Consider the following 11,542-nt stretch of genomic DNA (forward strand, 5'->3'; position numbering starts at 1 on the left):
ACGAAATCATGATCAAGATCTACATTGCCGAGAACGGGCGCCTAAGACCCGTCGAGCTGTCGTCAGCCGGGCGAGACGCAGCCGTCTGGGTCGACATGCTCTCGCCCACGGAAGACGAGGAAAGGGCCATCGAAGCATGGCTCGGCATAGCAGTGCCGACACGCGCCGACATGGAAGAGATCGAAATCTCGAGCCGCCTCTACAGCGAGGACGGGGCGCACTACATGACGGCAACCCTGACCGCGCGGGCGGATGGAGACCAGCCGCAGATGGGGCCGGTAACCTTCATTCTCAGCCCGAGCGGTACGCTCGTTACGCTTCGCTTTCACGAACCCAGCGCCTTCCAGATTTTTCCGCAGCGCGCCGCGAAGGCCGCACTTGGCTGCGGCAGTGGCGAGGCGGTGCTCATCAACCTTCTGGAAGTCATCACCGACCGGCTGGCCGACATTCTGGAAAGAGCCGGGCGCGAAATTCTGGAGCTCTCAAAGGGCATATTCCATCCCTCCGAGAAAAAGGCTTCCAAACGCGATCGCGATTTTCAGATCATCCTGCGCCGGATCGGCCGCAAGGAAGACCTGATCTCCAAACTGCAGGACAGCCTTCTGACCATGCAGCGTCTTTCCGGCTTCCTGAGTGCGGTTTCAACCCGCAGCAGCAGGGATGGACGGGCGCGGATCAAAACGCTTTCGCGCGACATTGCCTCGCTCGCCGACCACGCGACGGGCCTTTCCCAGAAAATCGGCTTCCTGCTCGATGCGACGCTCGGCATGATCAGCATCGAGCAGAGCGCCATCATCAAGATATTCTCCGTGGTCGCCGTGATCTTCCTTCCGCCGACGCTTGTCGCCTCGGTCTATGGCATGAATTTCAGCATCATGCCGGAACTGCAATGGCCGCTCGGCTATCCCTTCGCCGTTGGTCTCATGGTGCTCTCCGCGCTCCTGCCCTTCTGGTATTTCAAACGGCGCGGCTGGCTCTAGAGCATCGGACCGAAAAGTGGAATCCGGTTTTCGGATTATTCCGATGCTCCATCAATAGTTTAGATCGTCCTTTGTGCGTCCGAATGGACGCACGGCGATCTAATGCATGTCGCTTTCAAATGAATTCATTTGAAAGACAACGAACATGCATCATTTAAAAGTGCTACAGCGTCCTTTGCGCGTCTTATAAGACGCGCGGCGCTGTAACGTCCAGGTCCAGCAATCTTCTCCATCCGGTGCTTGAAGAATGCACTGCTTGCAGCCATAAGGTTCAAGCCTGAACAGGATTGAACCATGACTGACAAAAAGTGGGCGTTTGAAGACCTTGAGCCCGGAGTGACCATTCCCTTCGGCGAAAAAACCGTTGGTGCCGAAGAGATCAAGGATTTCGCACAACAGTTCGACGCGCAGCCGATGCATCTCGACGAAGAAGCCGGAAAGGCAAGCATTCTGGGCGGGTTATCCGCCTCCGGCTGGCATAGCTGCGCCATCTTCATGCGCATGCTCTACGACGCGCTGCTGGTGGACTCCACTTCGCAGGGCTCTCCCGGCATCACGGAAGCCCGCTGGAAGCGTCCGGTCATTGCCGGCGACACACTGACCGGCCAGACGACCGTGCTGGAACGCCGGGCCCTGAAATCGCGTCCCGGCATCGGTCTGGTGACCTTTCGTCACCTTGTGACCAACCAGCGCGGCGAAACGGTGATGGAAATGGAGAACCCGATCATGTTCAGAATGCGCGAGGCGGAAGACGCCGCATGAGCCTCGACCGCTTCCTGCGCCTTGGCGAAACGATCGTGCTGGGCACCCATACCTTCACCGCTGAAGAGATCATCGCCTTCGGGCGGGCATTCGATCCGCAGCCCTTCCACACGGATGCGGAAGCGGCGCGTGACAGCGTTTTCGGCCGCCTGTGCGCCTCCGGCTGGCATACATGCGCCATGTGGATGCGATACAACCTGATAGGCATCGAACGCGACGCATTCGGCCCGTGGGAAGGTCCGGACGAAAAACCGGAATTCGGTCCCTCGCCCGGCTTCTCCAATCTGAAATGGCTAAAGCCCGTCTACGAGGGCGACACGATCACTTTCACGCGGGCCGTGACGGGACACCGCCCCCTCGCCTCGCGCCCCGGCTGGCACCTTGTAACGCTCGCTGCCGCAGCGCACAGGGACGACGGCGAGCCGGTCATGAGCTTCGAGAATGGCGTGCTGATGAAGACCGGCTGAGACGCGCTCAGTCGCCCTCAAAGGCAATCAGCGTGTGAACATCGACACCCAGCGCTTCCAGCTTGGCCCGGCCGCCGAGATCGGGCAGGTCTATCACGAAACAGGCAGCGACGATCTCGGCCCCCATCTGGTTCAGCAGCTTGACCGCACCTTCAGCGGTCCCGCCGGTGGCAATCAAGTCGTCGACAAGGATGACCTTCTCGCCCGGCGTCACCGCATCCTTGTGCATCTCCATCTCGTCGATGCCGTATTCGAGGCTGTAGGCCACGCGCACCGTGTCGTGCGGGAGCTTGCCTTTCTTGCGGATCGGCACGAAGCCCGACGAGAGCTGGTGTGCGATCGCTCCGCCGAGAATGAAGCCACGCGCCTCGATGCCGGCGACCTTATCGACCTTGGCACCCGCATAGGGGTGAACGAGCTCATCCACCGCCCGGCGAAATGCGCGCGCATTGCCGAGAAGCGTGGTGATATCGCGAAACAGGATGCCGGGCTTGGGATAGTCCGGAATGGTGCGGATCGCTGAAAGAAGCGTGTCTTGAAGTGTCTGAGAAGCTGCCATGTACCCTGCCCCGGTTCAGATAGAGCGCTTCCACTTTTCGTTGAACCGCAAAGGCGCTCTATCTTATTGACTTTACGCAATCCCGGCCGGAAAGCCGGTTCCCACTTTTTCTGGAGTTGCTCTGGTTTTTGCCGCGTTACGAAGCAAAAGAAAAGGGCGCTCGCGGCGCCCTTCCTTATTTTATTCTGCGGCCGGCTTTAATGAACGTCCGCCCAGATCTTGCGCTTGGTCAGATACATCAGACCACCGAAGAGCAGCAGGAACACCATGACGACAAAGCCGGTCGACTTGCGGGCTTCCATGTGCGGCTCGGCCGCCCACATGAGGAATGCCGAAACGTCGCGTGCATACTGGTCCACTGTCTCGGGCGCACCGTCGTCATAGGTGACCATGCCCTCCGAAAGCGGCGGCGCCATTGCCAGCGAAGCCGAAGAGATGAAATAGGGGTTGTAATAGGTGCCTTCCGGAACCTCATGCCCCTCGGCATCTTCCTCGTAGCCCGTGAGAAGAGCGTGAATGTAGTCCGGCCCGGCTTCGGCGTACTGGGTAAAAATGTCGAAGACGAAGGTCGGGAACCCGCGCTCTACTGCGCGTGCCTTGGCGATCAGCGAAAAGTCCGGTGGAACCGCACCGCTGTTGGACGCCGCAGCCTGCTGCGGATTGGCGAACGGCGCCGGAAAACGGTCAGACGGCTTTGCAGCACGCATGAACATGTCACCGGAATCATCCGGACCATCCTCGACTTCATACTCTGCCGCGATTGCGCGAACCTGGGCTTCGGAATAGCCCAGATCCTCGAGATTGCGGAACGCGACGAGGTTCATCGAATGACAGGCCGCGCAGACCTCCCGATAGACCTTGAAGCCGCGCTGCAGCTGACCCTTGTCGTAGGTACCGAAAGGGCCGGCGAACGACCAGTCCTGCTCGACCGGCTTCTTGATCGGGTACTCAGCCGCATTGGAGGCGGTAACAGCCGCCAGACCAAGACCGAGCGCGGCCAATCCGTTGAGGATGCTCTTCATTGCGAAAATCCCTTTGCGCATTCTCTCGCTCAGCCCTTTGCCTGTTCGGTGGCCGGTGCGCCGGCTGAAGACTTCTTCTCCAGCACCGCTTCCGTGATGGAATTGGGCAGGCGGCGCGGCTTTTCTACCAGGCCAAGCACCGGCATGATCACGACAAAGAAGGCGAAGTAGTAAAGCGTCGCTCCCTGAGCCATCGCCACATAGACGCCTTCCGCCGGGCGGGAGCCAAGCCAGCCCAGGAAGATCGCGTTCACGACGAAGAGCCAGAAGAACAGCTTGAACCACGGACGGTAGACCGCAGAGCGAACCTTCGAGGTATCGAGCCAGGGCACAACGAACAGGACCGCGATGGCGCCGAACATGGCCAGAACACCACCGAGCTTCGAGTCGATCGGACCGATGTTGAAGGTGATCGCACGCAGGATCGCGTAGAACGGCAGGAAGTACCATTCGGGCACGATGTGTGCCGGCGTCTTCAGCGCGTCAGCCTCGATATAGTTGTCGGGATGGCCCAGGAAGTTCGGGATGTAGAAGACAAAGTAGGCAAACAGGGCCAGGAACACGACCATGGCGAACGCGTCCTTGACGGTCGCATAGGGCGTGAAGGCCACAGTGTCGGTCTTCTGCTTCACCTCGATGCCGGTCGGGTTGGTCTGACCTGTGACGTGCAGTGCCCAGACGTGGAGCACGACAACACCGGCGATCATGAAGGGCAGAAGATAGTGCAGCGAGAAGAAGCGGTTGAGCGTCGGGTTGTCGACCGCGAAGCCGCCAAGCAGAAGCTGCTGGATCCACTCGCCCACCAGAGGAATGGCGGTGAAGAAGCCGGTGATGACTGTCGCGCCCCAGAAGCTCATCTGGCCCCACGGAAGCACATAGCCCATGAAGGCCGTCGCCATCATCAGGAGATAGATGATGCAGCCGAGAATCCAGAGCATCTCGCGCGGTGCCTTGTAGGAACCGTAGTAGAGACCGCGGAAGATGTGCACATAGACGGCGATGAAGAACATCGATGCGCCATTGGAGTGCAGGTAGCGGATCAGCCAACCGGAGTTGACGTCGCGCATGATCTTCTCGACCGAGTTGAAGGCCACCTCGGTGTTGGCTGCGTAATGCATGGCCAGCACGATGCCGGTCACGATCTGAGCCACCAGCATCAGCGACAGGATGCCACCGAACGTATAGGCGTAGTTGAGGTTGCGTGGCACCGGATAGGCCACGAAAGAATCATAGACCAGACGCGGAAGCGGCAAACGCGCATCCATCCAGCGGCCAATGCCGCTCTTGGGCGTATAGGTCGAATGTCCAGCGCTCATAGAAAATCCCCTCTCGCCGAGCCTTAGCCGACCTGAATGACGGTGTCGGACACGAATTCGAATGTCGGAACCGCAAGGTTTTCCGGAGCCGGGCCTTTGCGGATACGGCCGGCCGTGTCGTAGTGCGAACCGTGGCACGGGCAGAACCAGCCGCCGAAATCGCCGGCCTGGCCAAGCGGCACACAGCCCAGATGCGTGCAGACGCCGATCATCACCAGCCAGTTTTCCTTGCCCTCGCCCGCAGAACGGTCGATGTCGGTGGCGGGCGCGTCAGCGGCGATGTTGGCGTTGCGCGCGACGGGATCCTTCAGATCCGCCAGTGCGACAGCCCGCGCTTCCTCGATTTCCTTATCCGTCCGGTTGCGGATGAACACAGGTCGGCCGCGCCACTTGACGGTCAGGGACATGCCGGGCTCGACGCCGGACACATCGACCTGGATTGACGCCAGCGCGCGGGTGGATGCATCGGGCCGCATCTGGTCGATGAACGGCCACGCAACACCAGCCGCACCGACGGCACCGGCAACGCCTGTTGCGACGTAAAGAAAGTCACGCCTTGTATGTTCGGTCGAATCGGTAGCGCTCACGGGACTGCGATCCTTTCACCTTGAGTCGGCCGGTCGGGAAGCCTCATTGCACTTTGAACCCAAGCAAACTCCTGCGCATCACAGGAACTGCCCGGTTCTACCCCCGGCATTTTTCGATGGTTTCTATGCGCCACGCAGGAACTTGTCCAGACGGGGGCGGCCTTACAGGGCAGATTGTCGCGGGGAAAACACCGTCAATAAAGATGACTTAAAAAGTCTTGTTTTTCAAGGATGCTGCTTCAGCGATGGTTTCTGCACGATCTTCATCAATCAAAGCGGTGCGACTGCCTCGAAGGTGACGATGGAAGCGCCCGGCTCCAAAGCGCTGTCGGTCCGATAGTCGGCATAGACACCAACCTCCGTGAAGCCGGCGGAGCGCAATGCCAGCTCGAACTCCAGGAGCCCCCAGAGCCGCAGGTGAAAAAGCTGGATCTCGCTGGCCACGAGACGGCCCTCGCGCCAATGCTCGTAACGCAGTTGCGAAAGCGTGGTCTGACGCTGGAAACAGGTCTCCACCCGGCTTTCGACCAGTGTGAGAAGGTCGTCCCCCGCCTGCCAGTGCCGTGCCGCGAACGCGGTGTCGGCGAGGCATGCCAGCGCATCGAGATCGAGGATCAGCCGACCGCCAGGCTCAAGCGCACCGCGGAAAAGCTCAAGCACCGCCAGCGCCTGCCCCGGTTCGGTGATCAGCTGGAAGGAACCCGCGGGAATGATGATGGCACCGAACCGCGTTTCATAATCAAAACTCTCAAAGCGTGCGATGTCGACAGGTGACGGCAGGCCGCGCGCCTCACACTCGCTGCGACAGTAGGCCACCATCTCTTCGGAGGCATCGAAGCCGCGTATATCGAACCCGGCCTCAAGAAGCGGGATGAGAACACGGCCATTACCGGCGGCAGGCTCGAGCACCGGACCGGTGCAGCCCGCCAGGCGGTCACGATAGAACTCAATATCCCCGAAAGAGCGGCCTATGGGCTTGTCGAGATGATAAACCCACGAGGCCAGCGTGCCGTAAGCGTTTTCCATGGCGCCGTCTTTCATGTCTGCCATTGCTGGCAGGCCAGTGCCACGAACCCCCGACGGCAGCAAGCGGGCCAGACCGGAACATCCAGCAGGCCAGCGCTCAGCATGCGCCGAGCCGGGCCAGAACCCTGCCGGGTATGGAAAGATCGGCAATGACATCATCATGCCTGCGCAGGCCGCATAGCTCACGCTGGATGAAGTAGCCGTGAACTGCATCAGCGGCGGCATGGAGACGGCGTTCGACCTCCTGACTGTCGACCGGATCCGCCGCCGCAAGACGCAAGAGCGCCTTCTCGACGCGGCGACCGGCATGACCGAGCGACGAAGCCTGCTCCGCCACGATCTCATGCTGCAGCACCGTGTCGCCGCTGAGAGGATGCGGCACGAGGCCGGTCACGGAACCGGGAAGTCTCAGCATGGCGGAACCCGTTTTCTATCGCTCGACAATCAGAAGCTTCGCCCTGTATTGTGGCGCGCATCGAAGCCATCTTCAACGGCAGGGCACGAACGATGACGCTGATTGAGCTTGGAACCTTCACACTGGTTGCCGCACTGCTTGTCATGTCGCCGGGTCCAAACGGCGTGCTGATCGCCAAGACCGTGCCGACCTCGGGCAAGGCGGCGGGCTTCGCCAACATCGCAGGCTTCTTCGCAGCCTTCTACGTCCATGGCGCGCTGTCGATCCTCGGCATTTCGATCATTCTGGTACAATCGGCGCAGCTCTTCTTCGTCGTGAAAATGCTGGGCGCGGCCTACCTCTGCTATATCGGCCTTAAGGCGCTATGGCAGGCCTGGCACGGCTTTTCGGCACCGCTTGCCGTTTCGCCGGCGAAGCGCCGGCGCACGCTGGAGCGTGCAGCGCTGGAAGGTTTTCTCACCAATGCGCTCAACCCCAAAGTTTCGATGTTTTATCTTGCGGCGTTTCCGCAGTTCATCCCCGCCAATGCCGATGCCACGTTCTGGGCCTTCGCCCTGGTGGTGATCCACTCGCTCCTGAACATTTTGTGGTTTTCGTCGCTCGTGCTCCTGTTCTCAAGCTTCAAAACGCTCGGCAGCAGCGCCCGCATGCAGCGCTGGCTGAAAGCGCTGACGGGCACGGTGTTCATCGGCTTCGGGCTGAAACTGGCGACCATGCGCCCGTAATATCCCCTCAGGCCGCACCCACCTCGGCAAGTGGTGCGCGTTTCCTGACCAGCGTCAGCATGAGCCCGGCAAGAACGAGCGCTGCGGCCGCCATGCGCAGCGGGCCAAAGGTTTCGCCGAGAAACAGTGCGGACGAGCTCATGCCGAAAATCGGTACGAGCAGGGAAAATGGCGCGATCCTTCCGGCACCGTAGGTTCTGATCAGCATTCCCCAGACAGCAAAGCCGAAGATCGTCGCGCCATAGGCGATATAGAGAACCGCACCGACGCCTGCCCAGGAGACGCTGGCCAGCGCGGCCATATCCGCCTCCCAGCCTTCGATCATGAGAGAAAGGGCAAATAGCGGGATCGGGGGGATGAGGCTCACATGGACCATCAGGCGAAACATGTCGACCTTGCCGGCCTGTTTCATCAAAAGATTGGAAATCGCCCACATGAAGGCGGCAGCGATCGCCAGCGCCAACCCCGTGATGGTTATGCTTCCATCCACGGTCAGGGCGATCAGGGCGATCCCACAGAACGCTACGAAAATACCAAGAAGCTGCATGCGCGTCGGTCGCTCGGCAAGCACGAACGCAGCAAGCATGATGGTGAAAAACGCCTGCGACTGGAGCACGAGCGAGGACAGCCCGGCGGAAAGACCCACATGCATGCTCCAGAACAGGAGCGTGAACTTGACGATGCCCAGCACGACGGCAATGGCAATCACATAGCGCCAGGCGATCGCCGGTCTGGGCACGAAAAAGGCAAGCGGCAACGCCGCCGCCGTGAACCGCAAGGCAGAGAAAAGAATCGGCGGAAAGTTGTCGATGCCGACCTTGATCACCACGAAATTGAAACCCCAGACGGCGGTCACGAGAAGCGCCAGCAGAATATGGGGCAATTTCATGCGGAGGGTCCTCGGACGGGTTGAAAGGGATCCCCGCTAAAGACCCCACCCGTCCGGGACTTTCAAATCAAAAAGAACGCCCCTTATCCATCAGCGAAATTGATCGCCGTACCGGCTTAAGGCCATTTCACCTCGGGCGGCAGGCTGGAGAGGATGGAATTGACATTGCCGCCGGTCTTGAGGCCGAAGATCGTGCCCCGGTCGTAGAGCAGGTTGAACTCCACATAGCGGCCACGCCGCACCAGTTGCTCCTCGCGGTCGGCCTCGGTCCAGTTTGTGTTGAAGTTCTTGCGCACCAGATGCGGATAGACGACCGCGAAGGCACGGCCCACATCACGCGTGAAATCAAAATCGGCCTGCCAGCCGCCCTTTTCCTCCGGCGAGCGCAGCCAGTCGTAGAAGATGCCGCCGATGCCGCGTGGCTCCTGGCGGTGCGGCAGATAGAAATACTCGTCGCACCAGGCCTTGTACTTTTCGTAGTCAACGATGGCCGCGTGACGATCGCAGACGAAACGCATGGCCCTGTGAAAGGCCTCCGTATCCGCGTCTTCCTGCGTGCGGCGACGGTCGAGGACCGGCGTCAGATCGGCGCCGCCTCCGAACCACTGACTGGTGGTGACGACCATGCGCGTGTTCATGTGGACGGCCGGCACATGCGGATTCTGCGGGTGGGCGATCAGCGAAATGCCCGATGCCCAGAAGCTCGGATCGCGATCAGCGCCCGGTATCTGCTTGCGGAACTCCTGCGAAAATTCGCCATGGACGGTGGACACATGAATGCCGACTTTTTCAAAGACCCGGCCATGCATGACAGACATGACGCCACCACCGCCCTCGCCGCCATCGCGCTTCCACGGGGTGCGCTCGAAGCGACCGGGCGTGCGCGTCGAAAGCGGGCCTGTCAGCGCGTCTTCAAGATCCTCGAAAGCTGCGCAAAGCCTGTCGCGCAGCTCCTCGAACCAGCTGCGCGCAGCCGCTTTCTTGTCTTCGATGTTGTCCGGCAGGCCGGCGGGGAGTTCTGGTCGTTCCATCGTCTTTCCTCTGGCCCGATCCTACGCGACGGTGCGGCAGGCGGACAGTCCTACAAATGACTCGCAATTTTCAACCGCGTTGCCTAAGCTTCTTATCCATCGGGTCAAGGAGTTCTTTCGTGCGTGTGCCCGCAAAACCACCGCTGGAGGGGCTGAAACGCAGCCTCGACAAGCATCGCGCAAGGGCAAGCCGCCTGCCGCGCGATGGGTTTCTGCGGGAGAGTTTTGCCCTGCCCCGCGCACAGGCCCGCGAAAAGGCCCGCGAATGGCTGGAGCGCTGGCCCAAGCAAGCCTACTGGACGGAGATCGAAAGCTGGTGCGAACGCCCCGGCGATGTAATCGAATTCACCATGCGCCGATTACCGAGCGCCGACTGAGAAGCCTCCCCTCGGACACATCACCCTCCAAGCCCCTTCTCGACGCCACGCGGCACAGCTTGACTTAAAGTTCACTTGAACTTTTAGGCATCCCTTTCCCTGACAGAGGAAAGAGACGAGATGCCGCCCCACGACACTGACACCCGCACGCTGGATCACCGTGCGTCCACCCGGGCGCTTAAAGGACGATCCACATCATGGCTGGCGCATCGGAACCATCGAAAGCCGGATTCCACTGTCCGGTTCGATGCGCTAGCGCAACTGCCGCAGCGCCTCGCCGGCGGCCATGGCCGCACTCATGGCGAGGTTGAGACTGCGCGCGCCTTCCTGCATCGGGATAAGCAGGCGGGCGTCTGCGGCGTCATGGACGCAGGCCGGCGCACCGACCGATTCCCGTCCGAAAAGAAGAATGTCGCCATCGGCATAGGAAAAATCGGTGTAGTGCGTCTCAGCTCTGGTGGTGAAGAGAAGGAGACGGCGCCCTTCTCCCCGGCTCCAGCGCTCGAAGGCCTCCCACGAAGCGTGGCGCACAAGCGCGGCCCGCTCGAGATAGTCCATGCCGGCCCGCTTCAGGTTCCGGTCGGACAGGTCGAAACCCGCCGGCTCGATCAGGTCGACGGTGAAGCCGAGGCAGGCGGCAAGACGGAGTATGGCCCCAGTATTTCCGGGAATGTCTGGCTGGTAGAGCGCGATACGCATCTGGCTGTGTCTCTCGACATGGCTGGCTGTGGCTTTCCGGTTACACTTCCCGGTGGGAAAACGGAATGGCACGAAAGAGGGTGGCAAGCTGCTGCAACTGTGAGTATAAGCCCATCATTGTCAACGCGAACCGAAGGAGAAAAGCATGGATACGCTTCGACATTGCATGACTTGGCTCCACGCCTTTGGCCCGAAGGCCTGACGGCGGACTCGGTTCGGCACGCTTCCACTGATCTTTCAGGCAGCTACGCATCGCGGTCCGTCGGGATTACACCCCGCTTCTCAAGGACGTTCGCGATGCACAACCGCTTCCCCCGGCGGCCCTTCGGCCGCAACAACGACTTTGTCGTTCCGCAAATAGAACCAACCCGCCCGACCCTGCAGGATCGCAGGCTTGAGGCATGGGCGCTGACGATCGGCGCGACAACAATGTCCGATCAGGAGTCCCATCAACGGCGGCCACATCGCGGTCAGCTTCCAGACGTGGACATGAAACATGCCACGCCGGAGCGCCCCGCACTGTGGACGATGTTGCGGAAACTGTTCCAATGATGGAGCTTTCCGCCCACAAACATTCGTTACCCCCCGTCCCGCAGCACTGCGGGACGGGACAGAATGCGCATGTTCTTCTACAACCCTCAATGGTTGCCGCGCACACAGACGCTCTGGTCAAATCCGACCGCTGTC

Annotated in this window: 15 protein-coding genes; 6 read left to right on the forward strand and 9 right to left on the reverse strand. The window is 60.6% G+C overall.

Going from position 1 to position 11,542, the window contains the following annotated elements:
* Positions 1 to 8 precede the first annotated feature (8 nt).
* From BLW55_RS05460 to BLW55_RS05470, 3 genes are all read left to right on the forward strand, one after another.
* Positions 9 to 980 (forward strand): magnesium transporter CorA family protein, encoded by a 972-nt coding sequence (locus BLW55_RS05460; protein ID WP_007009897.1) that lies wholly within the window; start codon positions 9 to 11, stop codon positions 978 to 980.
* Between the two features lie 294 nt (positions 981 to 1,274).
* Positions 1,275 to 1,742 carry a MaoC family dehydratase gene (locus BLW55_RS05465; RefSeq protein WP_090327307.1) on the forward strand — a complete coding sequence of 156 codons (468 nt, stop codon included), beginning with the start codon at positions 1,275 to 1,277 and terminating at the stop codon, positions 1,740 to 1,742.
* Positions 1,739 to 2,209: a MaoC family dehydratase gene (locus BLW55_RS05470; protein WP_090327310.1), complete on the forward strand. Its 471-nt coding sequence runs from the start codon at positions 1,739 to 1,741 to the stop codon at positions 2,207 to 2,209. Before BLW55_RS05465 ends, BLW55_RS05470 begins: the two co-directional genes overlap by 4 nt.
* A 7-nt stretch (positions 2,210 to 2,216) precedes the next feature.
* On the opposite strand, the gene BLW55_RS05475 is transcribed toward BLW55_RS05470, so the two are convergent.
* The 6 genes from BLW55_RS05475 to BLW55_RS05500 form a co-directional block, all read right to left on the reverse strand.
* Positions 2,217 to 2,768 carry an adenine phosphoribosyltransferase gene (locus BLW55_RS05475; RefSeq protein WP_025030744.1) on the reverse strand — a complete coding sequence of 184 codons (552 nt, stop codon included), beginning with the start codon at positions 2,766 to 2,768 and terminating at the stop codon, positions 2,217 to 2,219.
* A 197-nt stretch (positions 2,769 to 2,965) separates the two neighbouring features.
* Positions 2,966 to 3,790 carry a cytochrome c1 gene (locus tag BLW55_RS05480; RefSeq protein ID WP_007009893.1) on the reverse strand — a complete coding sequence of 275 codons (825 nt, stop codon included), beginning with the start codon at positions 3,788 to 3,790 and terminating at the stop codon, positions 2,966 to 2,968.
* 29 nt (positions 3,791 to 3,819) lie between these two features.
* Entirely contained in the window at positions 3,820 to 5,106 is a 1,287-nt protein-coding gene (locus BLW55_RS05485; RefSeq protein ID WP_007009892.1) for a cytochrome b, read from the reverse strand.
* Positions 5,107 to 5,129: 23 nt separating this feature from the next.
* Positions 5,130 to 5,693: a ubiquinol-cytochrome c reductase iron-sulfur subunit gene (petA, locus tag BLW55_RS05490; protein WP_007009891.1), complete on the reverse strand. Its 564-nt coding sequence runs from the start codon at positions 5,691 to 5,693 to the stop codon at positions 5,130 to 5,132.
* 270 nt (positions 5,694 to 5,963) lie between these two features.
* Positions 5,964 to 6,743, reverse strand: a complete 780-nt coding sequence (locus tag BLW55_RS05495; protein ID WP_210184093.1) for a class I SAM-dependent methyltransferase — start codon at positions 6,741 to 6,743, stop codon at positions 5,964 to 5,966.
* A gap of 73 nt (positions 6,744 to 6,816) precedes the next feature.
* On the reverse strand, positions 6,817 to 7,134 hold the full coding sequence (locus BLW55_RS05500) for a DUF6665 family protein (protein ID WP_090327314.1): 318 nt from the start codon (positions 7,132 to 7,134) through the stop codon (positions 6,817 to 6,819).
* A gap of 92 nt (positions 7,135 to 7,226) precedes the next feature.
* Between BLW55_RS05500 and BLW55_RS05505 the strand changes: the two genes are divergently transcribed.
* Positions 7,227 to 7,859: a LysE family translocator gene (locus tag BLW55_RS05505; protein WP_025030740.1), complete on the forward strand. Its 633-nt coding sequence runs from the start codon at positions 7,227 to 7,229 to the stop codon at positions 7,857 to 7,859.
* A gap of 7 nt (positions 7,860 to 7,866) precedes the next feature.
* Here the strand turns inward: BLW55_RS05505 and BLW55_RS05510 are convergent, their stop codons facing one another.
* Positions 7,867 to 8,748: an EamA family transporter gene (locus tag BLW55_RS05510; protein ID WP_090327317.1), complete on the reverse strand. Its 882-nt coding sequence runs from the start codon at positions 8,746 to 8,748 to the stop codon at positions 7,867 to 7,869.
* A gap of 116 nt (positions 8,749 to 8,864) precedes the next feature.
* Entirely contained in the window at positions 8,865 to 9,779 is a 915-nt protein-coding gene (gene hemF / locus BLW55_RS05515; RefSeq protein WP_007008756.1) for an oxygen-dependent coproporphyrinogen oxidase, read from the reverse strand.
* A gap of 119 nt (positions 9,780 to 9,898) precedes the next feature.
* Between hemF and BLW55_RS05520 the strand changes: the two genes are divergently transcribed.
* Positions 9,899 to 10,156 carry a hypothetical protein gene (locus BLW55_RS05520; protein ID WP_007008755.1) on the forward strand — a complete coding sequence of 86 codons (258 nt, stop codon included), beginning with the start codon at positions 9,899 to 9,901 and terminating at the stop codon, positions 10,154 to 10,156.
* Between the two features lie 252 nt (positions 10,157 to 10,408).
* Here the strand turns inward: BLW55_RS05520 and BLW55_RS05525 are convergent, their stop codons facing one another.
* Entirely contained in the window at positions 10,409 to 10,855 is a 447-nt protein-coding gene (locus tag BLW55_RS05525; RefSeq protein ID WP_025030739.1) for a tRNA (cytidine(34)-2'-O)-methyltransferase, read from the reverse strand.
* Positions 10,856 to 11,152: 297 nt separating this feature from the next.
* Here BLW55_RS05525 and BLW55_RS05535 point away from each other — a divergent pair, with 297 nt between their 5' ends.
* Positions 11,153 to 11,407 (forward strand): hypothetical protein, encoded by a 255-nt coding sequence (locus tag BLW55_RS05535; RefSeq protein WP_090327320.1) that lies wholly within the window; start codon positions 11,153 to 11,155, stop codon positions 11,405 to 11,407.
* Positions 11,408 to 11,542 lie beyond the last annotated feature (135 nt).

Origin of the sequence: Nitratireductor aquibiodomus, from assembly GCF_900105565.1 — a bacterium.
Classification (GTDB): Bacteria; Pseudomonadota; Alphaproteobacteria; order Rhizobiales; family Rhizobiaceae; genus Nitratireductor; species Nitratireductor aquibiodomus.

Coding starts and splice junctions, on each gene's coding strand:
- BLW55_RS05510 (WP_090327317.1), bottom strand. CDS start 8,748: ATGAAATTGCCCCATATTCTGCTGGCGCTTCTCGTGACCGCCGTCTGG.
- BLW55_RS05505 (WP_025030740.1), top strand. CDS start 7,227: ATGACGCTGATTGAGCTTGGAACCTTCACACTGGTTGCCGCACTGCTT.
- BLW55_RS05480 (WP_007009893.1), bottom strand. CDS start 3,790: ATGAAGAGCATCCTCAACGGATTGGCCGCGCTCGGTCTTGGTCTGGCG.
- BLW55_RS05525 (WP_025030739.1), bottom strand. CDS start 10,855: ATGCGTATCGCGCTCTACCAGCCAGACATTCCCGGAAATACTGGGGCC.
- BLW55_RS05470 (WP_090327310.1), top strand. CDS start 1,739: ATGAGCCTCGACCGCTTCCTGCGCCTTGGCGAAACGATCGTGCTGGGC.
- BLW55_RS05465 (WP_090327307.1), top strand. CDS start 1,275: ATGACTGACAAAAAGTGGGCGTTTGAAGACCTTGAGCCCGGAGTGACC.
- hemF (WP_007008756.1), bottom strand. CDS start 9,779: ATGGAACGACCAGAACTCCCCGCCGGCCTGCCGGACAACATCGAAGAC.
- BLW55_RS05535 (WP_090327320.1), top strand. CDS start 11,153: ATGCACAACCGCTTCCCCCGGCGGCCCTTCGGCCGCAACAACGACTTT.
- BLW55_RS05495 (WP_210184093.1), bottom strand. CDS start 6,743: ATGGCAGACATGAAAGACGGCGCCATGGAAAACGCTTACGGCACGCTG.
- BLW55_RS05475 (WP_025030744.1), bottom strand. CDS start 2,768: ATGGCAGCTTCTCAGACACTTCAAGACACGCTTCTTTCAGCGATCCGC.
- BLW55_RS05500 (WP_090327314.1), bottom strand. CDS start 7,134: ATGCTGAGACTTCCCGGTTCCGTGACCGGCCTCGTGCCGCATCCTCTC.
- BLW55_RS05460 (WP_007009897.1), top strand. CDS start 9: ATGATCAAGATCTACATTGCCGAGAACGGGCGCCTAAGACCCGTCGAG.
- BLW55_RS05485 (WP_007009892.1), bottom strand. CDS start 5,106: ATGAGCGCTGGACATTCGACCTATACGCCCAAGAGCGGCATTGGCCGC.